The sequence below is a fragment of the Aureimonas flava genome, from assembly GCF_003583935.1.
GTDB classification, from domain to species: domain Bacteria; phylum Pseudomonadota; class Alphaproteobacteria; order Rhizobiales; family Rhizobiaceae; genus Aureimonas; species Aureimonas flava.
The window spans coordinates 258230-284339 of sequence record NZ_QYRN01000002.1; the positions used below are offsets into that span (position 1 = coordinate 258230).

The following is a 26110-nucleotide window of genomic DNA, read 5'->3' on the forward strand; positions in this document are numbered from 1 at the left end:
CCGGTCGGATGCGCGATCAGGCCTCGAACCAGACGTATTCGGCCGCGCCGAAGGCCATCTGCCCGCCCAGCGGGTTGGGCACGAGGCCGCGCAGCTTGGGCGAGGCGCCGTCGACGTTGGACTGGAACACCGGGATCACGGTGCCGGCCTCGTTGTGGATCATCGACTGCATCTCGCCGTAGATCTCCTTGCGCTTGGCCTCGTCCAGGAGGCCGCGGGCCTCCAGGAGCATGCGGTCGAAGGCCTCGGACTTGAAGCCGGTCTCGTTCCAGGCCGCCTCGGACTGGTAGAGCAGCGAGAACAGGATGTCGGGCGTCGGGCGGGCGTTGAGGTTGCCGAAGTGGACCGCGTCCTTGATCCAGTGGTTGGACCAGTAGCCGTCCGAGGGCACGCGGTCGATCGTCAGGCCGAGGCCGATCTCGCCGGCCGCCTGCTGGAGCACGGCCGCGTAGTCGAGCGAGGCCGAGGCCGCCTCGGAGGCGGTGACGCGGATCGGCTGGCCGAGGACGCCCGCCTTCTGGAACAGCGACTTGGCGCGGTCCGGGTCGTATTCGCGCTGCTTCAGCTCGGCGTTGAAATACGGGCTCCAGGGCGGGATCGGGTGGTCGTTGGCGATCTCCGCCAGCCCGCGCAGCACCGACTTCTGGATGATCTCGCGGTTGATCAGGTACTTGAAGCCCTCCGCGACGCCCGCCTTGTCGCCGGGCGCCATGTCCAGGCGGACGTTGAGATCGGTGTAGGTGCCGAGCTTGGTGACGAAGAGCTGGGCCGCCGGATCGTTCTCCAGGACGCGCATGGAGCGGGGGTTGAGGTTGGCGGCGAGCTGGATGTCGCCCGACAGGAGCGCGTTGCGGCGCGCCGTCTCGTCGGCGATGGCGAAGAACTCGAAGGAGTCGAGATAGGGGCCCTCGGCCTTCCAGTAGTTCTCGTTGCGCTCCACCACCGAGCGCACGCCCGGCTGGAACTCGCGCAGCTTGAACGGGCCGGTGCCGATGCCCTTGGAGAAGTCGGTGGTGCCGTCGGCCACGATCATGAAGTGGTGCAGCGCCAGGATGGTCGGCAGGTCGGCGTTCGGAGCGGTCAGGGTGATCTCGGCCGTGGTCTCGTCCAGCGCCTTGACGTCGGCGATCTGCTTGGCGATCGCGTTGACCTTGGAGCCGACGGCGGGGTCGAGATGGCGCTTCAGCGAGAACACGACGTCCTGCGCCGTCAGGCTCCTGCCGTCGTGGAAGGTGACGCCCTTGCGCAGCTTCACGGTCCACACGGTGGCGTCGCCGCTCTCGACGCTCTCGGCCAGCTCCATCGTGGTCCGGCCGGACCCGTCGATATAGGTCAGGCGGTTGTAGAGGCTGCAGCAGCGCGTGTAGTCGGTGGAGTTGGAGCCCTTAGCGGGGTCCAGGGTGTCGGCGGTGGAGGAGGTCCAGCCCGCCGCCTTGAGATGGCCGCCGCGCACCGGCTCGGCGGCCAGCGCCGCCGTGGCGCGACCCAGGATGCCGGTGCCGGCCGTCAGCGCGACGCCGCCCATCAGCATCATCCGGAGAAGCTCGCGGCGGTTGGCCCCGCGCCGGATCGCGTCTTCCACCATGGCATCGTCGCGAGACGTCCAGTTGGCGATCTTGTCGGACATGGCAATTCCCCTGGGTTGACGACGAAAGGTGGGTGGGAGGCGGGCCGAGACGGTCAGGCTTCGGCCGCGTCGGCGAGCGCGGCCATCGAGGTGAAGTGGTAGTCGGGCCGGGTGAAGGCGCCGGGCTCGATCGTGCCGCCGTAGCCCTCGCGGTCGTGGCGGCGCTCGATCCAGCAGTTGGTGAGGCCGAGCTGCCGCGACACGCCGATGTCGTGATACTGGCTCTGGGCGACGTGGAGGATGTCGTCGCGCGAGTGTCCCTCGCCCTCGACGAACGCGAACACCCGCTCGAAGAAGGCCGGGTCGGGCTTCTCGACGCCGGTGTCGTCCACCGTGAAGGCGGCGTGGAACGGCTGGCCGAGCGTCTCGGCGAACCCCTCGAAGGCCCAGCGCTGGGCGTTGGTCATCGCCACCAGCCGGTAGCGGCGGGCGAGCCGGGCCAGCGCCTCGGCGCTGTCGGGAAAGGCCGCCCAGCCGCGCACGCCCTGGCGCAGCGCCTCGCCGTGCTCGCGCCCCTCGGGCAGGCCGAGCGCGGGGGCGATCGCGCCGTAGACGCGCACCAGGTCGTCGGGGAAGCGGTCGGCGTCGGGCGTGTAGCGCGCCTTGCGGTAGAGGCTCAGCGCCTCCTCCCCGTCCACCGCGCGGCCCGCCCGGTCGCCGATCGCCCGGAGCGAGGCGACCAGTCCGCCCTCGAAGTCGATCAGCGTGCCGACGACGTCGAAGGTCATGTAGCGGAACGACCGGAGGTCTCTTGCCATGCGTCGCGTTTCCCTAACTCGCGCCCGGCCCGCGCTCGGGCCAGGGTTTCAGCCGCGCCCCGCCGCGGGCTTCTCGCCGTGGACGGCGGGCGTCTCGTCGGGATTCAGTTTGCAGCCTACGGTTCATGGATTGCGCCGAATTGCGCCGGGGCCACGGCACAAAATTGCGAATATGGCGGTCTGGCAGAATCCGTGCACGCGGCGGCGGTGCGCGGAAATTCATCAGTCGCGCAGGGCCGAGCGGACGTCCGGGTCCTCCAGCGTCTGGTCCAGCGTGCGGCGCGTGCGCTCCAGGATGCGGTCGATGTCCTTGTCGGTGCAGCAGAGCGGCGGCGCGTAGCCGAGCACGCCCGTGGGAAAGGCGCGCACCACGAGACCGTTGTCCCAGGCCCGGTCGAACACGCGCCGTGCCGGATCGGCCGCGGCCGGCAGCGGCGTCTTGCGCGCCTTGTCGGTCACGAGCTCCACCGCCGCCAGCAGGCCGCGGCCGCGCACCTCGCCGACCAGCGGGTGGTCGGCCATCGCGTGCAGCCCCGCCATGAGCCGCGCGCCGGCACGCCGGCCGTTGTCCAGGAGACCGCCCTCGTAGAGCTCGAGGCAGGCGAGGCCCACGGCCGCACTCACCGGATGGGCCGAATAGGTGTAGCCGTGCCCGACCGCCGCGGCCCCCGCGCCGTCGGCGATCGTGTCGTAGACCCGGTCCGACAGGAACACCGCGCCCATCGGGCAGTAGCCCGAGGTCAGGCCCTTGGCCGTGGTCATCAGGTCGGGCACCACGTCGTCGTCGGCGCAGGCGAAGAGCGGGCCGGTGCGGCCGAAGGCGGTGATCACCTCGTCCGCCACGAAGAGGACGTCCAGCTCTCGGCAGGTGTCGCGCATCGCCCGGAGCCAGCCGTCCGGGGGCACCAGCACGCCGCCGGAGCCCTGGATCGGCTCCACGTAGAAGGCCGCGACGCGCTCGGCCCCGATCTCCTCCACCTTGGCGCGCAGCGCGGCGACCGAGGCGTCGATGATCGCCTGCGGGTCGGAGCCGACCGGGTTGCGGTAGCTGTAGTGCGAGGGAATCTTGTGCTGCCAGTCGAGCGGCAGGCCGAAGCCGGCGTGGAAGGACGGCAGGGCGGTGAGGCCGGCGCCCACGGTGGAGGAGCCGTGATAGCCCTGCATCACCGAGATGAACTGGTCCTTCTCGGGCTTGCCGAGAGCATGATGGTAGTAGCGGATGAAGCGCACGGTGGAATCCACCGCGTCCGACCCGCCGAGCGTGAAGTAGACGTGGTTGAGGTCGCCCGGCGCCCGGTCAGCGAGTTCCGAGGCGAGCCGGATCGCCGGCTCCGAGCCCAGACCGAAGTAGCCGGTGGCGTAGGGCAGCTCGCGCAGCTGGCGCGTCGCGGCCTCCACGATCCGCTCCTGCCCGTAGCCGGCGTTGACGCACCAGAGCCCGGCGAAGCCGTCGATCAGTTCGTGGCCGCCGGCATCCGTGACGGTGGCGCCGCGCCCCGACTTCAGCACCCGGACCCCGGCCTTCTCGTGGCCGCGATAGGAGGCGACGGGGTGGACGAGATGGGCGCGGTCGAGTTCGACGAGCGAGTTCATCAGCATGGCGGTCTCCAGTTCAACCGAGCGCCTGGCTGGCCAGGGCGAAGGGGCGATAGGGGGCGTCGGAAGGGGCCGGAGCGGAGCCGCGCCGCATGGCGACGCCGCCGCCGGCCGGAAACAGGCCGCGCTCGGCGAGCGCCGGGCCGAGGCCGGCGGCTTCGTCCGTGTCGACGCGCACAAAGGTGCCGGCCTCGCCGGCCAGAAGAGCGTCCAGGAGGCGCAGCGCCTCCCCGTGCGAACGGGCCACCACCGGCCCGATCACCGAGCCCCGCCCGAAGCGGCGCAGCGCGGCGAAGGCCTCCACCGTGCCGCGCTCGCGGATCACCGCGAAGCGCGCGTGCCGGTTGAGCGCCCGCATCACCGCCTCGCGCCGGAAGCCGCGCGCCGCCGCGTCGAGCCCGGCGATACGGGCGAAGTCGTCGGGCCGCGCCCGATCCACGCCGGCGGGCTCCGCCACGGCGCGCGCGATCCCCTGCTGCTGCACGATCTCGCCGGTCGCCGCGAAGCCGAGCTTCTCGTAGAGCGGCAGGCCCTCCGCGGTCGCCACCAGCCGGCAGGACCGCGCGCCCGCGCGCCGCAGCGCCGCTTCCATCAGGCGGCGCCCGAGCCCGCGCCCGCGCATCGCCGCGTCCACGATCACCATGTTGACCGCCGCGACCCGGTCGTCGAAGCAGGTGGTCATCGCGGTGCCCGCGAGCGCTCCGTCGGCCGTCGCCACCAGCCCGTCGCTGACCGACAGGACCAGCGCCCAGTCCTCGCGGCGATGCGGCCAGCCGGCCTCGCGCGACAGGCGCAGGGCCCCGTCGAGATGGCCTTCGCCCATCGCCTCCAGCGTGATCTCCCCTGCCCTCATGCGGCGCGCTCGCGTCTCGTTCGCTTCATGGGGAAGGAATAGACCGGCGGCTCCGGCAGTGCCTTCCGTCTCCGGCCGGGGGGCCGCGGTTTTGCGCTTAAGGCGCCGCCGCGTTCCGCATCTTATGCCGCGCGGCGGCCGCCGCCCGGGGAACAGTCTCTGCCGCCCGGCTCGGACGATACGCAACATTGTGCTTCGCGGCACCGCCAATGCGGTCGAACGTCCGAAACCGGCGTCCCTATGATCGGGGCGTCCGGCAGAGCCCGCCGCCACGTTCCGAGGACCCCATGCCCCAGTTCCGGCCCAAGTTCATCACCTTCGACTGCTACGGCACCCTCACCAACTTCCAGATGGCCGAGGCCGCGCGGGAGATCTTCGGCGCCGTGCTGGACGAGGCGCGGATGGCCGGGTTCGTCCGAGATTTCGCCGCCTACCGGCTGGACGAGATCCTGGGCGACTGGAAGCCCTATGCCGAGGTGGTGCACAACGCGGTGGAGCGGACCTGCCGGCGCAACGGCGTCGCCTTCGACCCGGCCGACGCGCGCCGGATCTACGAGCGGGTGCCGAGCTGGGGGCCCCATCCCGACGTGCCGGCGGGCCTTGCCAAGGTCGCCCGCGAGATTCCGCTGGTGATCCTCTCCAACGCCATGGACGAGCAGATCGCCTCCAACGTCGACAAGCTCGGCGCCCCGTTCCACGCCGTGTTCACGGCCGAGCAGGCGCGCTCCTACAAGCCGCGCATGCGGGGCTTCGAATACATGCTCGACCGGCTCGGCGCCCGGCCGGAGGAGATCCTCCACGTGTCCTCGTCGTTCCGCTACGACCTGATGACGGCCCACGACCTCGGCATCCGCAACAAGGTCTGGGTGAACCGCGGCCACGAGCCCGCCAATCCCTACTACGGCTACACGGAGATCCGCGACATCTCCGGCCTGGCCGGCGTGGTCGGCCTCTGAGGGCCGCACCGAGACCCATGCTCCCGCGCGGCCCGACGCCGCCGGGCCCCCCGCAGGCACCAAGGCAGGGAAGCGCAGCCATGCAGTTCAAGTCCTACTGGCACGACACCGCCCCCCGCTTCGGGGCCGGCGCGACGGGACCGGCGGAGGGGTCGTACGACGTCGCCGTGATCGGCGCGGGCTTCACCGGCCTCTCGGCCGCGCTCCGGCTGGCCAAGGCCGGCGCGCGCGTCGTGGTGCTGGAGGCGGGCAGCGTCGGCTCGGGCGCGTCGGGGCGCAACGGCGGCCATCTCAACAACGGCGTCGCCCACGGCTACGCCGGCGCCAAGGCGCACCTGGGCGCGGAGCGCGCGCACCGGCTTTACCGGGCCTACGACGAGGCGGTGGACACGGTCGAGCGGATCGTGCGCGAGGAGGCGATCGACTGCGCCTTCCGGCGCTCGGGCAAGCTCAAGCTCGCCTCCAAGCCCGCCCACGCGGACGCGCTGCGCCGCAACTTCGAGCTGGTCCACGCCGAGGTCGACCCGGACACCGCCTTCCTGACGCGCGAGGAGCTGCGCGCCGAGGTGGGCTCGGACGCCTTCCACGGCGCGATGCTGTCGAAGAAGAGCGGCATGGCCCACATGGGGCGCCTGGTGGCGGGGCTGGCGGAGGCCGCCGTGCGCCACGGCGCGACGGTCCACGAGAACGCGCCGGTCCGCGAGCGGCTGGCGGAGGGCGGGCGCACCCGGCTCGCGACCGCGCGCGGCACGGTCACCGCCGACGCGGTGCTTCTGGCGACCGGCGCCTACACCACCGACGGCTTCTCGCATTTCCGGCGCCGCATCATCCCGGTGGGCAGCTTCGTCGTGGCCACGCGCCCGCTCACCGCCCCCGAGATCGCGCGCACCCTGCCGGGGGACCGGACCTGCGTGACCTCGCTCAACATCGGCAACTACTTCCGCCTCGCCCCGGACGGCCGGCTGATCTTCGGCGGCCGGGCGCGCTTCTCGGCCACCTCGGACCAGACCTCGGACGCGCGCAGCGGCGCGATCCTGCGCGCCGGCCTGGAGCGCATCTTCCCGCACCTTGCGGGCGTCGGCATCGACTATTGCTGGGGCGGTCTGGTCGACATGACGCAGGACCGCTTCCCGCGGGCGGGCTTCGCCGAGGGGATGTGGTACGCCATGGGCTATTCCGGCCATGGCGCGCAGATGTCGGTGCACATGGGCCAGGTGATCGCCGACGCGATCCTCGGCCGGGAGAACCGCAATCCGGTGGACGGGCTCCCCTGGCCGGCGATCGCCGGCTATTCCGGCAAGCCCTGGTTCCTGCCGATGGTGGGGCTCTACTTCAAGATGCTCGACAGGTTCCGCTGAAGGGCCCGGTCCGCCCGTTCCGCGCGAGCGGCGAGCGGACCGGGCCCCGCACTCAGCCGAGCGCCGCCAGCACGGCGGCGGTGATCGCGTCGGTGCGGTCCCGGCCGGGGCGCGTGCCGACGCCCCCGGCCGTGGCCGCCTCCACCGCCCGCATCACGTCGGCGGCGGCCTCGCGCTCGCCCAGGTGCTCCAGCATCATCGCGCCCGACCAGATCGTGGCGATCGGGTTGGCGATGCCCAGATGCGCGATGTCGGGCGCCGAGCCGTGCACCGGCTCGAACATGGACGGGGCGCTGCGGTCGGGGTTGATGTTGGCCGAGGCGGCGAAGCCGAGCCCGCCCTGGATCGCCGCGCCGAGGTCGGTGAGGATGTCGCCGAAGAGGTTGGAGGCGACCACCACGTCCAGCGTCTCGGGCGCCATCACCATCCGGGCCGCCATGGCGTCGATATGGTAGGGCGTCACCTCGACGTCGGCGTACTCGGCCGCGAGCGCGCGCGTCATCTCGTCCCAGAACACCATCGTGTGCTTCTGGGCGTTGGACTTGGTCACCGACGCCAGCTTGCCGCGCCGCGCCCGCGCCTGCTCGAAGCCGAAGCGCAGGATGCGCTCCACGCCGCGCCGGGTGAAGATCGCGGTCTCGACCGCCACCTCGTCGGGCGTGCCGACATGGACCCGCCCGCCCGCGCCCGAATACTCGCCCTCCGTGTTCTCGCGGATGCACAGGATGTCGAAGCCCTCCGCGCGCAGCGGACCCTCGACGCCGGGCAGGAGCCGGTGCGGGCGGATGTTGGCATACTGCGTGAAGGCCTTGCGGATCGGCAGGAGCAGGCCGTGGAGCGAGACGGAATCGGGCACCTCGGCCGGCCAGCCCACCGCGCCGAGGAAGATCGCGTCGAAGCCGCGCAGGGTCTCGATGCCGTCCGCCGGCATCATCGCCCCGGTCTCGCGATAGAAGGCGCAGGACCAGGGCAGGCGGGTGGCGGCCAGCGCGAAGCCGTGGCGCGCGGCGGCGCGCTCCAGGACCGCCCAGGCGGCGTCGATCACGGCGGTGCCAATGCCGTCGCCCGGAATCAGCGCGATGGAATGCGTCGTCATGGTGTGTTCCCTCACAGATCGATCAAGACGCTCTTGGACCGGCGGTTGGCGAGATAGGCCTCGCGCCCCAGGTCCTTGCCGATGCCCGAACTCTTGTAGCCCCCGGTCGGCAGGATGTGGTCGCGCGAGCGATTGTAGCGGTTGACCCAGACGGTTCCCGCCTGGAGCGACCGCGACAGGCGCAGCGCGCGCGACACGTCCCGCGTGAAGAGACCCGCCGCCAGCCCATAGGTCGGATGGTCGGCGAGCGCCAGGGCCTCCTCCTCCTCGCGGAAGGTCTGCACCGTCAGCACGGGGCCGAAGATCTCCTCGCGCAGGGCGGGCGATCCCTCGTCCACCCCGGTCAGGATCGTCGGCGCGTAGAAGTAGCCCTCGCGCTCCATCGCGCCGCCCCCGGTCCGGCATTGGGCGCCCGCCGCAAGGCTCGCGCGCACGATCGCGTCGATCCGGTCGAGCTGCCGGCGTGAGACGATCGGCGAATAGCCGGTGGCCGCATCCCAGGTCGGGCCGGGGCGGATGTCGGCCATGTGGCGGGCGATCGCCTCGGCCAGCGGCTCGGCCACCGCCTCGGCCACGATCAGCCGGGAGCCGGCGACGCAGGCCTGGCCGGCGTTCGACAGGATGCCGCGCGCCACCGCCCCGGCGGCGAGCTCGAGATCCGCGTCGGCGAAGACGAGCTGCGGGCTCTTGCCGCCGAGCTCCAGCGTCATCGGCTTGATGCCGGTGCGCGCGACGGTCTCCATGATGGCGGTGCCCGCCGCGGTGGAGCCGGTGAACGACACCTTGGCGATGCCGGGATGGCCGGTGATCGCCGCGCCCGTCCCCGGCCCGTCGCCGAGGACGACGTTGATCAGCCCCGCCGGGATGCCGGCCCGCTCGGCGAGCTCGGCCATGAACAGGGTCGAGAAGGGCGTCATCTCGGAGGGCTTCAGCACCACCGCGTTGCCGGCGGCCAGCGCCGGGCCGAGCTTCCATCCGGCCATGGAGAGCGGGAAGTTCCAGGGCGTGATCGCGCCCACCACCCCGTAGGGCTCGCTCAGCGTCATGCCGAAGGCGGTGCCGGCGGTGGGCACCACGTCGCTGCCCTCCTTGTCGGCGAACTCGGCGAAGAAGCGGATCTGCTCGGCGGTGACGGCGATGTCGCCGGCCACGAGCTGGGCCACCGGCCGGGTCGAGCACACCGCCTCCAGGCGCGCGAGGCGCGCGGCCTCCCGCTCCATGAGGTCGGCCCAGCGCTGCATCGCGCGCACGCGCTCGCGCGGGTGCGCCGCGCCCCAGCCGCTGGTGCGCAGCGCCGCGGCGGCGGCCTCCACCGCCCGGTCCACCAGCGCGGCGTCGCCCACCGGGCATTCGGCGAAAGCCCGGCCGTCGGACGGCCGGCGCATCGTCGGGCCGGGGCCCGTCGCCGCGATCCGTCGCCCGCCGACATGGTGGTAGGGGGACAGATCCAGCGCGTCGGGATCGAAGCTCAGGTCCATGGGGCGATACCTCGAAGGGAAGCGGCGCGGCGCGGCCGGGCCGGGGTCAGTCCTCGACGCAGACGAAGATCTTGCGCACCGTCTCGAGCGTGCGCCACACGCCCACGAAGCCGGGCTTCAGGACGAAGCTGTCGCCGGCGCGGAAGGTGCGGGTCGCGCCGCCGCGCTCGTCGATCTCCACCACGCCGGACAGGATGTGGCAGAACTCGAAGGTGGTGCCCTTGATCGAGTGGGTCTCCCCGGGCGTCGCCTCCCAGACGCCGGTGCGGACCTTGCCCTCTCGGCTCTCGTCCAGCGCCCAGGTCTTGAAGGCGGGCGAACCGGCGATCAGCCGCTCGGGCAGCGGCAGGCTCTCCCTCGGGGCGGATTTCGGATCGGTCTCGAGCGCGACGAGCAGCGACATGCGGGTCTCCTGGGGATGGGGGGTCAGTAGCCGCGCGCGCGGTCGACGAGGCCCAGCATGGGCTGGCCGGCGCGATGGCGGCGGATGTTGCCGATCACGGCGCGGGCGGCCGTCTCGGGCTGGGTGACGCTCGCCACGTGCGGCGTCACCACCACCTTCGGATGGCGCCAGAGCGGGTGGCCGGCCGGCAGCGGCTCCGGGTCGGTGACGTCCAGCACCGCCGAGCGCAGGTGCCCTTCGTCCAGCGCCCGCAGGAGCGCGTCGCCGTCGAGCTGGGGGCCGCGCCCGGCATGCACCAGGGCGGCGCCGCGCGGCAGGGCGGCGAAGAGGTCGGCGTCGAGGATGCCGCGCGTCTCGTCGGTCAGCGGCAGGAGGCAGACCAGGATGTCGGTGCGCGCCAGGAAGCCGGCGAGCGACGCGGCGCCGTGATGGCACTCGACGCCGGGGATCTCGCGGGGCGACCGGCTCCATCCGGCCAGCGGAAAGCCGAAGGGCGCGAGCCGCTCCATCGCCGCCCGTGCGAGGACGCCGAGGCCGAGAAAGCCGACGCGCCGCTCGCCCGCCTGCCGGGGCGGGCGCGCCTGCCAGACCTCCCGTCGTTGCTGCTCGGCATAGGCCGGCCAGTCGCGATGCAGCGCCAGGACGGCGAGCGCGACGTATTCCTGCATCATGCGCACGATGCCGTCCTCCACCATGCGCACCACCGCGACCGAGGGCGGAACGGCGGACGCGTCGAACTGGTCGACGCCCGCCCCGATCGAGAACACGGCCTCCAGCCTGCGGAAGCGGTCGAGCCGCTCGGGAACCGTCCAGGTCAGGAGGTAGCGCACGTCGTCGGGGTCCACCGCGCCCATCTCGTGGGCGAAGGCGAGGTCGGGCAGCTCGCGCGCGAAGGCCTCGCGGAACACCGCCGCGCGCGCCGCGTCGGAGTTGAACAGGAACACCGGCCGACCGCTCATGCGGCCAGCCTCCTCCCGAGCGACAGGATCATCGCCAGGCATTCGGCCAGCTCGGCGCGCTCGACATATTCGTCGGGCCGATGGGCCCGCGCGATATCGCCCGGCCCGCAGACGATGGCGTCGAGGCCGGCCTCCTGGAACAGGCCGGCCTCGGTGCCGTAGCTCACGGCCGGCACGGCCGCGTGTCCCGTCAGCTCGGCCACCAGGGCGGCCAGCGCGCTGCCGGGCTCCAGCCCGAGCGCCGGATAGGCCGAAAGCTCCCGCCACGCGACGCCGAAGCCCTCGCCCTCCAGCGCCGTCAGCCGTGCGCGCACCGGCTCCAGGAGGGCGCGGGGCGAGACGCCGGCGACCGCGCGCGCCTCGATCTCGGCGGTGCAGAGGTCGGGCACGACGTTGAGCGCCCGGCCGCCCGACACGAGGCCGACCTGGAGCGAGGACCAGGGCGGCTCGAACCGCGCGTCCAGCGGCCCGGCCTCCAGCGCACGGCCGTGCGCCACCGCCTCGGCCAGCACGCCGGTCATCGCGTGGATGGCGTTGCGGCCGAGATCGGGGCGCGAGGAATGGCCGGCGCGGCCGCGAACCTCCAGCCGTGCGGCCGCCTTGCCCTTGTGGGCCAGCACGCCGCGCAGGCCGCTCGGCTCGCCGACCACGACGCCCGTCGGCGGCGCGCAGAGCCCCGGCAGGGCCGCGATCATGTGCGGCACGCCGCGGCAGCCGGCCTCCTCGTCGTAGGAGAAGGCGAGATGGAGGGGGCGGGCGAGGTCGAGCCGGGCGAGCGCGGGCACGGCGGCCAGCGCGCAGGCCAGGAAGCCCTTCATGTCCGTTGTGCCGCGACCGTAGAGGCGCTCGCCCTCGGCGCGCAGCACGAACGGGTCGGAGCGCCAGCCCTCCTCCCCGGCCGGCACGACGTCGGTGTGGCCGGACAGGACGATGCCCGGCACGTCCGCCGGGCCGATCGTCGCGAAGAGGTTGGCGCGGTCCCCCTCCGGCCCCGGCAGGACCCGCACCGTCGCCCCGTGCGAGCGGCAGAACGCGGCGATGCGCCCGACGATCTCGCCGTTCGGCGTGCCCGCGACGGAGGGGCAGGCGACCAGCCACGCCAGGATTTCTTCCACCATCGCACCAGCCTCCGGTCGGGTCGGCCCGACCTTATGGAAGCGGGGGAAGATTTCCCTGCCGCTTCGCCCGGCGCTTTGGCCGATGATGCGGAAATCGCCCCCGAATGCAGCGGAAACTTCCGCCCGTCCCGTCGCATTCTGCTAGGGAACCGGCCGGCGCCGGGCCGCTCCGGCGTCGCCCCGCCCCCCGAGGACCGGGCAAGCGCCCCGGAAGCTCAGACACGGTGGCGGCCATGCCGGACACGATGCGACTCCAATCGTTCGAACTTGCGACGCGGGACATCGCCGACGCCGATCTCGACGCGCTCCACGCCCTCTCGATCAGCGTCGGCTGGCCGCATCGGCGCGCCGACTGGGACCTCCTGCGCTCGCTCGGCCGCGGCTTCGCCTCGCTGGACGATATCGGCCGCGTGTTCGGGTCGGCCATGTGGTTCCGACACGGCGCGGACTGCGCGACGATCGGCATGGTGATCACCTCGCCCCGCGTCCAGACCCAAGGCGGCGGGCGCTGGATGATGGACCGCATCCTCGCCGAATGCGGCGGGCGGAGGGTGATCGTGAACGCCACGCGCGCGGCCCACGCGCTCTACCTCCCGCTCGGCTTCGAGCCCCGGGCGACGGTGCACCAGATCCAAGGTTTTGTGGGCGCGGTGCCCCAGCCGGACGGGCGCGGGACGGGCACGGTGGAGCCCGTGCCCTCCGGCGACCTCGCCGCGATCCTCGCTCTCGACGGCGCCGCGTTCGGCGCGGACCGCACCGCCGTGCTCGCTCGGCTGGCGCCCCTGTCGCGGGTTCTCGGCATCCGCCGCGACGGGCGGTGGGACGGCTACGCGATGCGCCGCCCGTTCGGGCGCGGGCACGTGGTGGGGCCGGTGGTCGCCGCGAGCGAGGACGACGCGGTGCGCCTCGTCGCGCCGCTCCTCGCCGATCTCGCCGGCCGCTTCGCCCGCATGGACACGCGCCAGCCCGAAGGGCCGCTGCGCGCGCTTCTCCGCCGCTCGGGCCTCGGCGTGTTCGACACCGTGCGCACGCTGACGCGCGGCGGCGCGCTGCCGGAGGTCCGGACGGGGCGCCCGGGCGTCTACGGCCTGGCCGCCCAGCCGCTCAGCTAGCGCGCGGCGAGGCGCAGGCCCGCCAGCGACACCGCCATGCCGCACCAGGCCTGCGGGCCCAGCGTCTCCCCCAGCAGGAGCCAGCCGAACAGGGCGGCGACCGGCGGCACCAGGAAGAACAGCGCCGACACGCGCGCGGCCTCGTTGCGGCCGATCATGAAGGTGAGGAGCGACACGGCGACGATGGAATTGGCCAGGATCAGCCAGCCGAGCGAAAGGGCGAGCTCCATCGTCCAGTCCACGGACCCGCTCTCCAGCGCGACGGCCAGCGGCGCGACCATGGCGAGGCCCACGGCATACTGCACGAGGTTCGCCGTAACCGGATGGACGCGGACCGGGAACCGCCGCTGGTAGAGCACCGCCGCCGCCATGCCCGCGGCCGAGCCGAGGCAGAGCCAGACGCCGGCGTCCAGCGTCGCCCGGAAGGTCTCGCCCGCCGTGACCACCAGCAGCGCGCCCGCCGCGCCCAGCGCGAAGCCCGCCCAGCGCGCCCGTCCGACGCGCTCGTCCGACACGAGGGGCGCGGCGAGCGCGACCAGCAGCGGCTGGAGCGAGGCGATCACGGCGGCGGTGCCGGCCGACACGCCGAGGCTCATGCCGAGATAGGCGAGCCCGAAATACACCGACTGGATCAGGAAGCCGGCCACGGCCAAGTGCAGCCAGTCGATCCGGCGCGCCGGCCCGGCGGGGCGCAGCACCAGGAAGGCCGGCAGGAACAGCGCCACGATCAGCGCGAAGCGGAGCGCCAGGAAGACCAGCGGCTCGGCGTGGCGCAGCCCGATCTTGGCGACCCCGAAGCCGGAGGCCCAGAACACGAGGAAGATCGCCGGCGCGAGGCGCGACAGGACCTGCGCGCGTCCGGCCGCGGCTGCCCCCGAGGCGGGACCGGCGGCGGGATCGGGCACGGCCGCCACCGGTCAGTCCGCGACGCCGACCACGGCCACGCAGTCGCCCGCCTTGACGAGGCCGGGGAAGTGCCGGGCCGCCAGGATGCCGTCGAGCCGGGCGCGGAACGCCACCGGCTCGGCGCCCGTGCGCCCCACCGGGTGCGCCCGCGCCAGGACGTCCCCCCGCCGCACCGGCTCGCCGAGGTCCACCAGCGGCTCCAGGAGGCCCTCGTCCTCGGCGAAGGTGAAGCAGTCGCCGGACGGCATGTCGAGCCATCGGGTCTCGCGTGCCTCCACCGCGCCCCGGAGGATGCCGGCGTGGCGCAGGACATTGGCGACGCCCCGCTTGGCGATGCCGGCGGTTCGGGCGGTCGCCGTGCCGCCGCCGCCGAGCTCGGTGGTCACGAAGACCTTGCCCATCGCCTCGGCGGCCGTGTCGTACATGCCCACCGCGTCGATCTCGAGCATGCGCATGGAGAAGGGCGCGCCGAAGGCGGCCACCGCCGCGAAGCTCGCCGCCTCCTGGCGCTTGTCGGGCAGGACGTGGGCGGCGGCGAAGGGCACGAAGTCGAGCGTGCGCCCGCCGGAGTGGAAGTCGAGCACGATGTCGGCCATGGGCAGCAGCGTGCGCTGGAAGTAGTCGGCGATCTTCTGGGTCACCGTGCCGTCCGGGCTGCCGGGAAAGGCGCGGTTGAGGTTGCCCCGGTCGATCGGCGAGGTGCGCGTGCCGGCCCGGAAGGCGGGATAGTTCATCGCCGGGACCACGATGACGCGGCCGCGCACGTCCTCGGCCCGGAGCGTGCGCGCGAGGTCGAACAGCGCGATCGGGCCCTCGTACTCGTCGCCGTGGTTGCCGCCGGTGAGGAGCGCCGTCGGCCCCTCGCCGTTGCGGATCACGGCAAGCGGGATCATCACCGAGCCCCAGGCCGAATCGTCGCGGCTGTGGGGCAGGCGCAGGAACCCGTGCCGGACGCCGTCGGCCTCGAGGTCGACGGTCGCCGCGATCGGCGAGGGGCGCATGGGCTCGGTCATCCGCGTCAGCCCTTCACCAGGAGCTTGCGCGGCACGTCGGCCAGGAGCTCGTATCCCGTCTCGGTGATGGCCAGCGTCTCGGTGATCTCCAGCCCCATGTTCTCGGCCCAGAGCGCGGTCATGAAGTGGAAGGTCATGCCGGGCTTCAGCTCGGTGCGGTCGCCCGGGCGCAGGCTCATCGTGCGCTCGCCCCAGTCCGGCGGGTAGGACAGGCCGATCGGGTAGCCGGTGCGGCTGTCCTTGACGATGCCGTGCCGCTTGAGCACCGCGAAATAGGCGAGCGCGATGTCCTCGCAGGTGTTGCCGGGCCGGGCGGCGGCAAGGCCCGCCTCCATCCCTTCCAGCGTCGCCTTCTCGGCATCCAGGAAGGCTTGCGTCGGCCGGCCGAGGAAGACGGTCCGCGACAAGGGGCAATGGTAGCGCCTGTAGGCGCCCGCGATCTCGAAGAACGTGCCCTCGCCGGCCCGCATCGGCCGGTCGTCCCAGGTCAGGTGCGGGGCGACGGCGTCGGCGCCGGACGGCAGCATCGGCACGATCGCGGGATAGTCGCCGCCGTGCTCTTGCGTGCCGCGGATGCCGGCATCGTAGATCTCGGCCACGAGGTCGCACTTGCGCATGCCCGGCTCGATCCTGTCGAAGATGCGCTCGTGCATCTTGGTGACGATCCGGCCGGCGATGCGCATGTAGTCGAGCTCGGTCTCGCTCTTCACCGCGCGCTGCCAGTTGACGAGCGCCGTGGCGTCCCCGAAGCGCGCGTTCGGCAGATGGGTCTGGAGCGAGCGATAGGCGGCCGCCGAGAACCAGTAGTTGTCCATCTCGACGCCGATCGCGAGCCTGTCCCAGCCGCGCTCGGCGATCACGCCGGACAGGTGGTCCATCGGGTGGCGCTCGGTGGACTGCACGAAGTGGTCGGGATAGCCGACGATGTTGTGTTCGGCGAGATAGGCGGTGCGGCGCGCGCCGTGGCCGTCCATCGCGCGGCCCCACCAGACCGGCTCGCCCTCGGGTCCGACGAGGACGCCCTGGTGGACGTAGAAGCTCCAGCCGTCGTAGCCGGTGAGCCAGGCCATGTTGGACGGATCGGAGACGAACAGGAGCTCGATGCCTCGGGCCGCCATGGCGTCGCGGGTCTTGGCGAGGCGCGCGGCGTATTCGGCGCGCGTGAAGTTGAGGGCGGGTCCGCTCATGGCGTGTCTCCGGGTGGTGGTCAGGTGGTGAAGGGGGTGCCGGCGCCGGCCCGCGCGGCGCGGGCGGCGGCCAGGTTCGCGATGGCCGTGTCCTGGACGCCGGTGCCGGTGAGATCGCACAGGGTGATCGCCTCGGCCGAGACGCGGCCGGGCGCGAGGCCCGCCACCACGGCGCCGAGCTCGGGAAACGCCTCCCGCTCGCCCACCAGCCCGGCGCGCAGGGCGTGGTGCAGCTCGCCGAGACGGCGCGTCTGCGCGAGGCGGTCGGCGACGTAGGGCGCCGCGCGGGCGACGAGCGCCGGGTCGATCTCGTTCTTGTGCTCGGCGTCCGAGCCCATGGCCGTGACATGCGTGCCGGGGTCGACCCACGAGGCGTCGAGGATCGGGCGCTCGGCCGGCGTCGTGGTGACCACGACGTCGGCCCCGCGCACCGCCTCGCGTATGTCGGGCACGGCCGACACCGCGATGCCGAGATCGGCGGCGAGGGCGGCCGCCGCGCCCGCCGCCTTGGCCGGGTCGCGCGCCCAGATCCGCGCCTCGCGGATGGGCCGCACGAGGGCCAGCGCCTCGAGCTGGAGCCGCGCCTGGACGCCCGCCCCGAGGACCGCGACGACCGCGGCGTCGGCGCGCGCGAGGTGCCGCGCCGCCACCGCGCCGGCCGCCGCCGTGCGCACGTCCGTCAGGTAGCCGTTGTCGAGGAGCAGCGCCTCGGCGAGCCCCGTGGTGGCCGAAAACAGAACCATCATGCCGTTGAGGCTGGGCAGGCCGCGTTTCGGATTGTCGAAGAAGCCGGGGCTGATCTTGATGGCGAAGCCCGGAAGGCCGGGCACGTGGGCGGTCTTCACGTCCACCTCGCCGCGATGCTCAGGGATATCGAGCCGCAGGACGGGCGGCATGGCCACCGGCTGCGTCGCCAGCGCCGCGAAGGCGCCCTCGACGCAGGCCACGGCCTCCCCGTCCAGCGGCACCAGGGCGCGCAGCTCGGCCTCGGTCAGGATGCGGATCGCGGGCATCAGGCCTCCCCCTCCAGCGCGTCGGCGCCGTCGAGGACGCGCCGGTGGAGAGCCGGGTCGATGTTGCCGCCGCTCAGGATCGCCACGGTCGGCCCGCTCGGGCGCACGCGCCCGCCCAGGATCGCGGCGATGCCCACGGCCGCCGCCCCCTCCACCGTCTGCCCCTCCCGCAGGAAGGCGTGGCGGATGCCGGCGGCGATCTCGGCCTCCGGCACGAGCACGACCTCGTCCACCAGCGCGCGCGCCGCCTCGAAGGTCCACCGGTTGGCGAGGCCGATGCCGCCGCCGAGCGAATCGGCCAGCGTGGGCAGCTCCTCCACCGCCACCGGGCGCCCGGCCGCAAGGCTCGCGGCCATGGCCGCGCCGCGCTCCATCGAGACGCCGACGACGCGCCCCCCCGGCGCCAGCGCCTTGACCGCCGCCGCCACGCCGGCGATCAGCCCGCCGCCCGACAGGGGCACGAGCACGGTGCCGACGCCGGCAAGGTCCTCGGCGATCTCCAGCCCGATGGTGCCCTGCCCCGCCACCACGGCCGGATGGTCGAAGGGCGGCACCCCGACGAGACCCTCCTCGGCGGCCAGACGGTCGGCCTCGCGCTGCGCCTCGTCCTGACCGGCGCCGTGGACATGGACGCGCGCGCCGAGCGCCCGCACCGCCGCGACCTTGTTGGCCGGCACCAGCCGCGACAGGCAGATGGTGCAGGCGATCCCGGCCTCGCGCGCGGCATGGGCGAGCGCCCGGCCGTGATTGCCGGTGGAGGCCGCGACCACGCCTCGCGCGCCGGGCGGCAGGGTCAGCACGGCGTTGAGCGCGCCGCGCAGCTTGAAGGCGCCGGTATGCTGCCGGTGCTCCATCTTCAGATGGACCGGCACGCCGGCAAGGCGCGACAGGCTGGCGGAGGGTTCGAGCGCGGTGCGCACCACCGCCGGCCGGATGCGCTCGGCGGCGGCGCGGATCTCGGCGAGGGAGACGACGGGCATCCGATCAGGCTCCAGGCTCGAAGCATGGCTCGAAGGGCAGGTCGAACAGGCGTCCGGCGCCGAGCCCCGGTGCGGGCGCGACGCCGCACAGGCCGAGGCAGGCCCAGGCCGTGGCCTGGTTGCTGGTGACCACCGGCCGGCCGATGCGCGCCTCGACCTGCGCCGCGATCGAGGCCGAGCGCAGCGCCGTGCAGGAGACGAAGAGCGCCTCGGCGTCCGCGTGCGTCGCCGCCACGGCCGCCTCCACCAGCGAGGCCGGCGCGATGCGCGCCATCTCGCGGTCGTCCTCCAGGCCGAGGCAGGCGACGGAGGCGAGCGCGAAGCCCCGCGCCTCGAAATAGGCGGCCATGCCGGCGGTGGTCTCAACCGTGTAGGGCGTCAGGAGGCTGATGCGCCGCGCGCCGAGCCGTCCGAAGGCCCGCGTCGCGGCACCCGGCGGGGTGACCACCGGCGCGCCCGGCTTGGCGCGCGCGATCGCCGCCTCCACCGCCGCGTCGCCGATCGCGACGGACGCCGAGGTGCAGGAGAAGCAGATCGCGTCCAGCGGCTCGTCCGGCAGGAGCAGCGCGGCGGCCGCGCCGAGGCGCGGCTCCATGGCGCGCAGGTTCTCCGCCGTCACCGGGTTGGCGTATTCGACGCGCGTCGCGAAGAGGCCGATGCGGGGGCCGGCGACGAGGCGTGCGAAGTCGGCCTCGGTGGAATGGTCGGTCGACAGGAGGACGAGCCCGACGCGCTTCTCCATCGCGCGCGCGTCGAAGGCGAGGGCCTGAGACAGGAGGGATGGCGTCATGAGGGGATCGCGGTGTTTCGCCGGAAGGAGCCGAGCCGGCCGAGCCGGCCCCAGTGGCGCTGCATCAGGCGGATCAGGGCCACGGACACGAGGCTGATCGCCAGGAAGAAGGCGCCCACCATGGTGATGGGCTCGATGTAGCGGTAGTTGTAGTTCGCGATGGAGCGCGCCTGGTTCATCAGTTCCAGGACGGTGATCGCCGACAGGAGCGGCGTTTCCTTGAACATCGCGATGAAGTAGTTCGCCAGCGCCGGCACCATGGGCCGGATCGCCTGCGGCAGGACGATGTGCCGCCAGGTCTGCGAGGCCGAGAGGTTGCAGGCCTTGGCGGCCTCCCACTGGCCGCGCGGCACGTTGTCGATGCCGGCGCGGTAGACCTCCGCCGTGTAGGTGCCGTAGTGGACGCCGAGTCCGATCACGCCGGCCGCGAGCGGCGACAGCGTGAGCCCCAGGTCGGGCAGGATGTAGAACAGGAAGTAGAGCTGCACCAGGAGCGGCGTGCCGCGCACGAACTCGGCGAAGGCGGCGGTGGGCCAGGAGAGGGCGCGGTTCCGCGACCGGCGCGCGATCGCGAGGCCGAGGCCGAACACGGCGGCGAAGGCGAAGCCGAGCAGCGTCGCGACGACGGTGATCCGCGCGCCCTCCAGGAGCTGCGGCGTGATCTGGCGGACGAAGTCCCAGTCCCATTCCATCAGGCGCGCGTCCCTTCGAAGCCGCGGGACATGCGCCGCTCCAGAGCGCGCACCAGGAGCGTGATGACGGACGACATGAGGAAGTAGAGAACCAGGATCGTCAGGAACGGAAAGGCGGTGGAGCCGGTCTGCGAGCGCACCACCTGGGCCTGGAAGGTCATGTCGGCGAGCGAGACCAGCGAGACGATGGCGGTGGCTTTGAGCAGCTCGATGGCGTTGTTGCCGAAGGTCGGGAGCATCACCACCACGGCCTGCGGCAGGATCACGTGGCGCAGCGACTGGGCGCGCGTCAGGTTGAGGGCGACGCAGGCCTCGCGCTGCTCGCGGCCGATCGCCTCCACCGCGCCGCGCACCACCTCGGCGCCGTAGGCCCCGACATTCAGCCCCAGCGCCAGGACGCCCGCCTGCATGGGCGAGAGCTCCAGCCCCATCAGCGGCAGGACGTAGTAGGCCCAGAAGAGCTGGACGAAGATCGAGGTGCCGCGGAAGAACTCGACATAGGCGGCCGCGAGCCAGCGCACCGGCGCCACCGCCGAGACCCGCCCGAGGCCGGCCAGGAAGGCCATGGCCAGCGCGAACAGGCAGCCGAGCGCGGTGAGCTGCGCCGTGACCAGCGCCCCTTGCAGGATGAGCGTGAGATAGCCGAGCCAGATGTCCATGATCGCCTTGCCGTGCGCGGCGGCGGGGCGCGTTCGCCCCGCCGCCCGTCCCGGCCCTTCCCGCCCCTTACTGCGCGGCGCAGAGCTTCTCGCGCGTGGTCGACATCGCGGCCTCGGCGGAGAAGCCGTAGGGCTCGATGAGCTTGGCGAACTCGCCCGACGCCTTGATCGCCGCGAGCTCCTTGTCGAAGGCGTCGCGCAGGGCCGTGTCCTGCTTGCGGAAGGCGGCGCCGTCGCAGTAGACCGGCGCGCCCTGGACCGGAGCCACGACCTCGATCTGCGGGTCGTTCGCCGTCTTCACCGCGGCGTTGATCGACAGGACGGGCAGCGAATAGACGTCGATGCGACCCTGCTGGAGCATGGTGATGCCGCTCTGGGTGTCGGGCACCACGATCACGCGCTCGCGCGGCACGCCGGCCTCCAGCGCCAGCCGCTCCTCGGTGCCCCCGCCCGGCGCGCCGATCCGCGCCTCCGGGTTGTCGGCGACGTCCTTGTAGCTCTTGAGGCCGAGCGGGTTGCCGGCCTTCAGGGCGAAGGCCTCGGCGTCGCACAGGATGGGTTCGGAATAGCTCACGGCGTTGCAGCGCTCGGGCTTCATGAAGAGGCCGGCGGTGACCGCGTCGAAGCGCCGGGCCTGGAGGCCGGGGATCATCGCGCCGTATTCGGAGATCGACGCCACGACGTCGTCGATGCCGAGCCGCTTGAACACGGCGCGCGCGACGTCCGGGGCGGCGCCCGACACGGTGCCGTCGGCCTTCACGGCCGTGAACGGCGGCTCGTTGGCGATGGCGATGCGGGCGAAGCCCTGCTCCTTCAGGTCCTCCAGCTCGGCGGCCGGGGCCGAGGCGGCGGCGAGGCACAGGCCCATGGAGGCGCCGAGAACGAGGGGGCGGGCGAGGCGGTGGAGGCGCATGTGGAACTCCCTTGTTGGCTGATCTTGGCTGACGTCAGACGCGGTGCCCGGCGGCGACGACCTTGCGCAGGAAGGCCTGGGTTCGGTCCTGCCGGGGGTTCTTGAAGATCTCGTCAGGCGGCCCCTCCTCCACGATGCGGCCGCGGTCGAAGAACAGGACGCGGTCGGCGAAGTCGTGGGCGAAGCCCATCTCGTGGGTCACGAGCAGCATGGTCATGTCGGTCTCGCGGGCGAGCATGTGCATGACGTTCAGCACCTCCTCGACCAGTTCGGGGTCGAGCGCCGAGGTGACCTCGTCGAACAGCATGATGCGGGGGCTGAGCGCCAGCGCGCGGGCGATCGCCACGCGCTGCTTCTGGCCGCCGGAGAGCTGGGCCGGCATGGCGTCGGCCTTGGCCGACAGGCCCACCATGTCGAGCAGCTCCATCGCCCGGCGCCTGGCGTCCGCGGGCTTGGCGCCCTGCGTCAGCACCGGCGCCAGGCAGACGTTCTCGCAGACCGACTTGTGCGGAAACAGGTTGAAGTGCTGGAACACCATGCCGATCCTGGCGCGCATCCGGTGCAGGTGGCGCTCGTCGGCCGGCACCAGCGCGTCGCCCCGGCGCTGGTGGAACAGCGGCTCGCCCTCCACCATCACCATCCCGTCGGTGGGCGTCTCCAGCGTCATCAGGAGGCGCAGGATGGTGGTCTTGCCCGACCCCGACGGCCCGATCAGCGCCAGCTTCTCGCCGGGCGCGACCTCGAACGAGAGCCGGTCGAGCACCGTCAGCTCGCCGAAGCGCTTGGACACGTCCTGGAGTTGGATGATCGGCGCGGACACGGCGTCCCCTTCTTGGGTTCCGTCTGATGCCCCGACGATGACCACGCCGCTAAATCATGTCAATTTGGAAAATAATATCATGACAATTATCCCGCCGCTGGCGGCCGCGGAGGCAGCGATGCCTAGATGGCGAGCAGCAGCGGCTCGGGATCGCTGTGGATCAGGTTGGTGACGATGCGCAGGCCGGCGCGCAGCTCCTCCTCCGTGGTGGATCCGAGCGAGATGCGCACCGCCGGCTGCTCCGCCGCGCCGGTCTGGAACGAGCGACCGGGTGCCACGGCGACGCCGCGCAGCCGCGCCTGGGCGACGAAGAGGTCCTCCGCCGCGCGGCTGTCCAGCGGGATCCAGGCATGCAGCCCCTCGGCATGGGCGCGGTAGGGGATGCCCACCAGCATCTGCGCCGCCACCGCCTGGCGCCGCCGGAGCGCGCCGCGCTGCCAGCGCACCAGTTCCATCGCCGTGCCGTCGGCCACCCAGCGCGTGGCGATCTCGGCGATCAGGGGCGTGGCGATCCAGTTGGTCACGAGATGCCGGTTGGTGACCGCCGCCAGCATGCGGTCGGGCACGGCGAGATAGCCGGTGCGCAGTCCCGGCATGACGATCTTGGTGAAGCTCGTGACGTAGAGCGTGCGTTCGGGCGCGAAGGCGGCGAGCGGCGGCGGACGCCCCTCGATCAGGGGGCCGAGCCCGTCGTTCTCGATGATGGCGAGGTCGTGCGCGCGCGCCACCGCCGCGATCGCCTCGCGGCGCTCGGCGCTCATCACCACGGCGGTCGGATTGATGCCCGAGGGCTGCACGAACACCGCCCGTACCCCCTCGGCCCGGCACAGGGCGTCCAGCGCCTCCGGCACGATCCCGTCGTCGTCGATCTCGACCGCGGCGAGCTTGAGCCCGAGATAGGCGGCCAGCGGCGTCAACGTGTGGTGGCCGATCGCCTCGGTCGCCACCACGCCCCCCGTCTGGGCGACGCTCATCAGCGCGATGGTCATGCCCGCCGTGGCGCCGTTGGTCAGGCACACGTTGTGCGGCGACACGTCCAGCCCGCACAGCCGCAGCCAGTCCGCCGCCACGGCCCGGTGCCGGGGAAAGATCACGTTGGGCCGGAACGACAGGGCGACGCTCGGCGGCAGGTCGGCCGAGAGGCCGGCCAGTGCCGCCTTCATCCGGTCGAGATGCATCGTCTCGCAGACCGGCTTCAGGATCGACAGGTCGATCACCTCGCCGAGCCGCTCGGGGATGTAGGGGAGCTGGCCCACCGGCTCCTCGCGCCGCACGAAGGTGCCCCGCCCCGTCTCGCCCGACAGGAGGCCGCGCCGGATCAACTCCTCGTAGGCCCGGCTCACGGTCTGCACCGACAGCTTGAGGCTGTCGGCGAGGACCCGGTGCGGCGGGAGGCGCGTGCCGTCGGCGAGGCGCCCGTCGGAGATCGCCCGGTTGATCTGGTCGGCCAGCGACAGGTAAACCGGACGCTTTAGGGCGTCCTGATCGATGAACCACATTGTCATGGATGCACGTTTCCTGAAATCATGACATTCGACAAGGGCACGCCGCTTCGCGGCGGCCGCAACGCCCGCCCTTTTTTCGAGACGCCATGCTCCAGCTCGACGCGACCGACATCCGGATCCTGGCCGAGATCCAACGCGAGGGCCGGATCGCCAAGACCGCGCTGGCCGAGCGCGTCGGCCTGTCGGCGACGCCCTGCTGGATGCGGCTGAAGCGGCTGGAGAAGGCCGGCATCGTGGCGGGCTACCATGCGCGCATCGACTGGCGGCTGGCCGCGCCGGTCACCACGGTGATCGTGGAAGTAACGCTCGGCGGCCACCGGCAGGCGGATTTCGACCGGTTCGAGCGGGCGATGCGCGCCGCGCCCGAGGTCGTGTCCTGCTGGTCCACGGGCGGCGGCGTCGACTACGTGGTGAAGGTCGCCGCACGCGACGTCGAGGCCTACCAGAGCCTGGTGGACGGGTGGCTGGATCGCGAGATCGGCATCCTGCGATACGTCACCTACGTGGTGACCAAGGTGGTCAAGGACGCGATCGACCCGCCCGCCTCCCTGTTCGCCGCGCCCTAGATCCCTCGCCCTGGATCCCGCGCGGGGGCGGGTTCGGGCGCGGACCGGAGAAACCCTCTCCCGTGCCCCGGATAAAAAGACCGCCCCTCCGGTCGGCCCCGCGCTGTTCGGACCGATCCTCCGCCAAGGACCGCCTAGCCTTCGGGCCTTCCGAGGTCGGCCGGCCCCCGCGGATCGCCCCGCGGCCGGACGGCAGACGTCGGAAGACCCGCAAGAGCCGGCGCCCGTCCGGCGAGGGAGGTCCACGATGAACGCGCATGTTGCCCGATCCGTCCCGCACCGGCGCTTCGCCCGCCTGTCCGACCCGCGCCTCCTGCGCGAGGACGCCTATATCGGCGGGCGCTGGGTCGCGGGCGCGGCGCGCTTCGCCGTCACCGATCCGGCCGACGGCGAGGCGCTCGCCCATGTCGCCTCGCTCGGCGCCGAGGCGGCGGACCGGGCGGTGGAGGCGGCGGCCGCCGCCTTTCCCATCTGGGCCGACCTCCCCCCGGAGGCCCGTTCGGCCGCCCTCCTGCGCTGGCACGATGCGATCCTCGCGGCGCGCGAGGACCTGGCGGCGATCATGGTGCTAGAGCAGGGCAAGCCGCTCGCCGAGGCGCGGGGCGAGATCGACTACGCCGCCTCGTTCGTGCGCTTCTACGCCGGCGAGGCGCAGCGCGTGTGCGTGGAGGGCGTCGCCTCGCACCTGCCGGACGCCGAGATGCGGCTGACGCGCCGGCCGGTCGGCGTCGCCGGCCTCGTCACGCCCTGGAACTTCCCCTCCGCCATGCTGACGCGCAAGGCGACGGCCGCGCTCGCCGCCGGCTGCACGGCCGTGGCCCATCCCTCGTCCCACACGCCGCTCTCGGCGCTGGCGCTGGCGGTGCTCGCCGAGCGCGCGGGACTGCCGGAGGGCGTCTTCAACGTGGTCACGGGCGAGGCCGACGCGATCGTCGGCCGGCTGTGCGCCGACGCTCGCGTGCGCGCGATGAGCTTCACCGGCTCCACCGAGGTCGGACGCCTGATCGCCGCGCGGTCGGCGCCCACCATGAAGCGGCTGGTGATGGAGCTCGGCGGCCACGCGCCGCTGATCGCCTTCGCCGACGCCGGCGTCGAGCGCGCCGCCGCGATGGCGGTCGCCGCCAAGTTCGCGACCTCCGGGCAGGACTGCCTCGCCGCCAACCGCATCTATGTCGAGCGCCCCGCCTACGCGGCCTTCGCCGACGCCTTCGTGCGCCGGACGCAGGCGCTCAAGGTCGCCGCCGGCTTCGCGGAAGGCGCCGAGATCGGGCCGCTGATGCACGAGCGGGCCGTGGCCAAGTGCGCGGCGCATGTCGCCGACGCCCTGGCGCGCGGCGCGCGGCTCCTGTGCGGGGGCAGCGGCCACGCGGCCGGCCCGCTGTTCTTCCAGCCCACCGTCCTCGCCGACGTGCCGCCCGATGCCGCGATCATGCGCGAGGAGACCTTCGGCCCGGTCGCCGCGCTCGCGCCCTTCGACACCGAGGCGGAGGCGCTGGCGCGCGCCAACGACACCGAATACGGGCTGGTCGCCTATCTCTCCACCGCCGACGCGGCGCGCGCGGCGCGCATGAGCGCCCGGCTCGACTACGGCATGGTCGCCGTGAACCGCGTGAAGATCACCGGCGCGCCGGTGCCGTTCGGCGGCACCAAGCAGTCCGGCCTCGGCCGCGAGGGCTCGCGCCACGGGCTCGAGGCCTTCACCGATATCCAGTACGTCTGCCTCGACCGCGGCTGACACCCCTTTCGACGCCA

At 72.9% G+C, this 26110-nt stretch carries 25 protein-coding genes; 5 read left to right on the forward strand and 20 right to left on the reverse strand.

Annotation, left to right across the window (positions count from 1 at the left end; all coding sequences use genetic code 11):
• Positions 1 to 16: 16 nt before the first annotated feature.
• From D3218_RS04430 to D3218_RS04445, 4 genes are all read right to left on the reverse strand, one after another.
• Positions 17 to 1627, reverse strand: a complete 1611-nt coding sequence (locus D3218_RS04430; protein WP_119538693.1) for an ABC transporter substrate-binding protein — start codon at positions 1625 to 1627, stop codon at positions 17 to 19.
• Between the two features lie 53 nt (positions 1628 to 1680).
• Positions 1681 to 2385, reverse strand: coding sequence for an HAD-IA family hydrolase (locus D3218_RS04435; protein WP_119538694.1), 705 nt, complete (start codon positions 2383 to 2385; stop codon positions 1681 to 1683).
• 222 nt (positions 2386 to 2607) lie between these two features.
• Positions 2608 to 3984: an aspartate aminotransferase family protein gene (locus D3218_RS04440; protein WP_119538695.1), complete on the reverse strand. Its 1377-nt coding sequence runs from the start codon at positions 3982 to 3984 to the stop codon at positions 2608 to 2610.
• A gap of 13 nt (positions 3985 to 3997) precedes the next feature.
• On the reverse strand, positions 3998 to 4834 hold the full coding sequence (locus tag D3218_RS04445) for a GNAT family N-acetyltransferase (RefSeq protein WP_119538696.1): 837 nt from the start codon (positions 4832 to 4834) through the stop codon (positions 3998 to 4000).
• A gap of 287 nt (positions 4835 to 5121) precedes the next feature.
• Between D3218_RS04445 and D3218_RS04450 the strand changes: the two genes are divergently transcribed.
• Both D3218_RS04450 and D3218_RS04455 read left to right on the forward strand, forming a co-directional pair.
• On the forward strand, positions 5122 to 5790 hold the full coding sequence (locus tag D3218_RS04450; protein WP_119538697.1) for a haloacid dehalogenase type II: 669 nt from the start codon (positions 5122 to 5124) through the stop codon (positions 5788 to 5790).
• An 80-nt stretch (positions 5791 to 5870) separates the two neighbouring features.
• Positions 5871 to 7148: an NAD(P)/FAD-dependent oxidoreductase gene (locus D3218_RS04455; protein ID WP_119538698.1), complete on the forward strand. Its 1278-nt coding sequence runs from the start codon at positions 5871 to 5873 to the stop codon at positions 7146 to 7148.
• Between the two features lie 52 nt (positions 7149 to 7200).
• On the opposite strand, the gene D3218_RS04460 is transcribed toward D3218_RS04455, so the two are convergent.
• Genes D3218_RS04460 through argE form a run of 5 tightly spaced genes read right to left on the reverse strand, consistent with a single transcriptional unit; the run spans position 7201 to position 12202 of the window.
• Entirely contained in the window at positions 7201 to 8244 is a 1044-nt protein-coding gene (locus D3218_RS04460) for a tartrate dehydrogenase (RefSeq protein WP_119538699.1), read from the reverse strand.
• 11 nt (positions 8245 to 8255) lie between these two features.
• The gene (locus tag D3218_RS04465; RefSeq protein ID WP_119538700.1) at positions 8256 to 9722 is read right to left on the reverse strand and encodes an aldehyde dehydrogenase family protein; all 1467 of its coding nucleotides are present in this window, start codon (positions 9720 to 9722) and stop codon (positions 8256 to 8258) included.
• Between the two features lie 46 nt (positions 9723 to 9768).
• Positions 9769 to 10125 carry a cupin domain-containing protein gene (locus D3218_RS04470; protein ID WP_119538701.1) on the reverse strand — a complete coding sequence of 119 codons (357 nt, stop codon included), beginning with the start codon at positions 10123 to 10125 and terminating at the stop codon, positions 9769 to 9771.
• Positions 10126 to 10148: 23 nt separating this feature from the next.
• Positions 10149 to 11084 (reverse strand): 2-hydroxyacid dehydrogenase, encoded by a 936-nt coding sequence (locus tag D3218_RS04475; RefSeq protein WP_119538702.1) that lies wholly within the window; start codon positions 11082 to 11084, stop codon positions 10149 to 10151.
• A complete protein-coding gene (gene argE, locus D3218_RS04480; protein ID WP_119538703.1) occupies positions 11081 to 12202 on the reverse strand; it encodes an acetylornithine deacetylase in 1122 nt (373 codons plus the stop codon). The genes D3218_RS04475 and argE overlap by 4 nt, the downstream gene beginning before the upstream one ends.
• Before the next feature lie 245 nt (positions 12203 to 12447).
• Here argE and D3218_RS04485 point away from each other — a divergent pair, with 245 nt between their 5' ends.
• On the forward strand, positions 12448 to 13314 hold the full coding sequence (locus tag D3218_RS04485; RefSeq protein WP_245414916.1) for a GNAT family N-acetyltransferase: 867 nt from the start codon (positions 12448 to 12450) through the stop codon (positions 13312 to 13314).
• Here the strand turns inward: D3218_RS04485 and D3218_RS04490 are convergent.
• The 11 genes from D3218_RS04490 to ehuR form a co-directional block, all read right to left on the reverse strand.
• Positions 13311 to 14228, reverse strand: a complete 918-nt coding sequence (locus tag D3218_RS04490) for a DMT family transporter (protein ID WP_210209631.1) — start codon at positions 14226 to 14228, stop codon at positions 13311 to 13313. The genes D3218_RS04485 and D3218_RS04490 overlap by 4 nt on opposite strands.
• Before the next feature lie 3 nt (positions 14229 to 14231).
• The gene (gene doeB / locus D3218_RS04495; RefSeq protein ID WP_245414917.1) at positions 14232 to 15233 is read right to left on the reverse strand and encodes a N(2)-acetyl-L-2,4-diaminobutanoate deacetylase DoeB; all 1002 of its coding nucleotides are present in this window, start codon (positions 15231 to 15233) and stop codon (positions 14232 to 14234) included.
• A gap of 5 nt (positions 15234 to 15238) precedes the next feature.
• Positions 15239 to 16420 (reverse strand): ectoine hydrolase DoeA, encoded by a 1182-nt coding sequence (gene doeA, locus D3218_RS04500; RefSeq protein ID WP_119538706.1) that lies wholly within the window; start codon positions 16418 to 16420, stop codon positions 15239 to 15241.
• A gap of 20 nt (positions 16421 to 16440) precedes the next feature.
• Entirely contained in the window at positions 16441 to 17433 is a 993-nt protein-coding gene (gene eutC, locus D3218_RS04505) for an ectoine utilization protein EutC (RefSeq protein WP_119538707.1), read from the reverse strand.
• Positions 17433 to 18413: a hydroxyectoine utilization dehydratase EutB gene (gene eutB / locus D3218_RS04510; RefSeq protein WP_119538708.1), complete on the reverse strand. Its 981-nt coding sequence runs from the start codon at positions 18411 to 18413 to the stop codon at positions 17433 to 17435. The genes eutC and eutB overlap by 1 nt, the downstream gene beginning before the upstream one ends.
• Before the next feature lie 4 nt (positions 18414 to 18417).
• The gene (gene eutA, locus D3218_RS04515; RefSeq protein WP_119538709.1) at positions 18418 to 19203 is read right to left on the reverse strand and encodes an ectoine utilization protein EutA; all 786 of its coding nucleotides are present in this window, start codon (positions 19201 to 19203) and stop codon (positions 18418 to 18420) included.
• Positions 19200 to 19895, reverse strand: coding sequence for an ectoine/hydroxyectoine ABC transporter permease subunit EhuD (gene ehuD / locus D3218_RS04520; RefSeq protein ID WP_119538710.1), 696 nt, complete (start codon positions 19893 to 19895; stop codon positions 19200 to 19202). The genes eutA and ehuD overlap by 4 nt, the downstream gene beginning before the upstream one ends.
• Positions 19895 to 20554, reverse strand: a complete 660-nt coding sequence (gene ehuC / locus D3218_RS04525) for an ectoine/hydroxyectoine ABC transporter permease subunit EhuC (protein ID WP_119538711.1) — start codon at positions 20552 to 20554, stop codon at positions 19895 to 19897. Before ehuC ends, ehuD begins: the two co-directional genes overlap by 1 nt.
• A gap of 67 nt (positions 20555 to 20621) precedes the next feature.
• Complete coding sequence (gene ehuB, locus D3218_RS04530) at positions 20622 to 21422, reverse strand: ectoine/hydroxyectoine ABC transporter substrate-binding protein EhuB (protein WP_425359288.1); 801 nt, start codon at positions 21420 to 21422, stop codon at positions 20622 to 20624.
• 79 nt (positions 21423 to 21501) lie between these two features.
• Complete coding sequence (gene ehuA, locus D3218_RS04535) at positions 21502 to 22287, reverse strand: ectoine/hydroxyectoine ABC transporter ATP-binding protein EhuA (protein WP_119538713.1); 786 nt, start codon at positions 22285 to 22287, stop codon at positions 21502 to 21504.
• 122 nt (positions 22288 to 22409) lie between these two features.
• Positions 22410 to 23792 carry a MocR-like ectoine utilization transcription factor EhuR gene (ehuR, locus tag D3218_RS04540; protein WP_119538714.1) on the reverse strand — a complete coding sequence of 461 codons (1383 nt, stop codon included), beginning with the start codon at positions 23790 to 23792 and terminating at the stop codon, positions 22410 to 22412.
• A gap of 86 nt (positions 23793 to 23878) precedes the next feature.
• On the opposite strand from ehuR, the gene D3218_RS04545 reads away from it, so the two are divergent.
• Complete coding sequence (locus D3218_RS04545) at positions 23879 to 24358, forward strand: Lrp/AsnC family transcriptional regulator (RefSeq protein ID WP_119538715.1); 480 nt, start codon at positions 23879 to 23881, stop codon at positions 24356 to 24358.
• Between the two features lie 247 nt (positions 24359 to 24605).
• On the forward strand, positions 24606 to 26093 hold the full coding sequence (locus tag D3218_RS04550) for an NAD-dependent succinate-semialdehyde dehydrogenase (protein WP_119538716.1): 1488 nt from the start codon (positions 24606 to 24608) through the stop codon (positions 26091 to 26093).
• The last annotated feature ends 17 nt before the right edge of the window (positions 26094 to 26110 follow it).

Bases quoted from the DNA above. Each gene is read 5' to 3' on its own strand.
- D3218_RS04545 (WP_119538715.1), top strand. From the start codon at position 23,879: ATGCTCCAGCTCGACGCGACCGACATCCGGATCCTGGCCGAGATCCAA.
- D3218_RS04550 (WP_119538716.1), top strand. From the start codon at position 24,606: ATGAACGCGCATGTTGCCCGATCCGTCCCGCACCGGCGCTTCGCCCGC.
- ehuR (WP_119538714.1), bottom strand. From the start codon at position 23,792: ATGACAATGTGGTTCATCGATCAGGACGCCCTAAAGCGTCCGGTTTAC.
- D3218_RS04430 (WP_119538693.1), bottom strand. From the start codon at position 1,627: ATGTCCGACAAGATCGCCAACTGGACGTCTCGCGACGATGCCATGGTG.
- D3218_RS04470 (WP_119538701.1), bottom strand. From the start codon at position 10,125: ATGTCGCTGCTCGTCGCGCTCGAGACCGATCCGAAATCCGCCCCGAGG.
- ehuC (WP_119538711.1), bottom strand. From the start codon at position 20,554: ATGGACATCTGGCTCGGCTATCTCACGCTCATCCTGCAAGGGGCGCTG.
- D3218_RS04440 (WP_119538695.1), bottom strand. From the start codon at position 3,984: ATGCTGATGAACTCGCTCGTCGAACTCGACCGCGCCCATCTCGTCCAC.
- D3218_RS04460 (WP_119538699.1), bottom strand. From the start codon at position 8,244: ATGACGACGCATTCCATCGCGCTGATTCCGGGCGACGGCATTGGCACC.
- ehuD (WP_119538710.1), bottom strand. From the start codon at position 19,895: ATGGAATGGGACTGGGACTTCGTCCGCCAGATCACGCCGCAGCTCCTG.
- doeB (WP_245414917.1), bottom strand. From the start codon at position 15,233: ATGACCGAGCCCATGCGCCCCTCGCCGATCGCGGCGACCGTCGACCTC.
- D3218_RS04465 (WP_119538700.1), bottom strand. From the start codon at position 9,722: ATGGACCTGAGCTTCGATCCCGACGCGCTGGATCTGTCCCCCTACCAC.
- D3218_RS04435 (WP_119538694.1), bottom strand. From the start codon at position 2,385: ATGGCAAGAGACCTCCGGTCGTTCCGCTACATGACCTTCGACGTCGTC.
- D3218_RS04445 (WP_119538696.1), bottom strand. From the start codon at position 4,834: ATGAGGGCAGGGGAGATCACGCTGGAGGCGATGGGCGAAGGCCATCTC.
- D3218_RS04450 (WP_119538697.1), top strand. From the start codon at position 5,122: ATGCCCCAGTTCCGGCCCAAGTTCATCACCTTCGACTGCTACGGCACC.
- doeA (WP_119538706.1), bottom strand. From the start codon at position 16,420: ATGAGCGGACCCGCCCTCAACTTCACGCGCGCCGAATACGCCGCGCGC.
- ehuB (WP_425359288.1), bottom strand. From the start codon at position 21,422: ATGGGCCTGTGCCTCGCCGCCGCCTCGGCCCCGGCCGCCGAGCTGGAG.
- D3218_RS04455 (WP_119538698.1), top strand. From the start codon at position 5,871: ATGCAGTTCAAGTCCTACTGGCACGACACCGCCCCCCGCTTCGGGGCC.
- D3218_RS04485 (WP_245414916.1), top strand. From the start codon at position 12,448: ATGCGACTCCAATCGTTCGAACTTGCGACGCGGGACATCGCCGACGCC.
- eutC (WP_119538707.1), bottom strand. From the start codon at position 17,433: ATGCCCGCGATCCGCATCCTGACCGAGGCCGAGCTGCGCGCCCTGGTG.
- eutB (WP_119538708.1), bottom strand. From the start codon at position 18,413: ATGCCCGTCGTCTCCCTCGCCGAGATCCGCGCCGCCGCCGAGCGCATC.
- argE (WP_119538703.1), bottom strand. From the start codon at position 12,202: ATGGTGGAAGAAATCCTGGCGTGGCTGGTCGCCTGCCCCTCCGTCGCG.
- D3218_RS04475 (WP_119538702.1), bottom strand. From the start codon at position 11,084: ATGAGCGGTCGGCCGGTGTTCCTGTTCAACTCCGACGCGGCGCGCGCG.
- eutA (WP_119538709.1), bottom strand. From the start codon at position 19,203: ATGACGCCATCCCTCCTGTCTCAGGCCCTCGCCTTCGACGCGCGCGCG.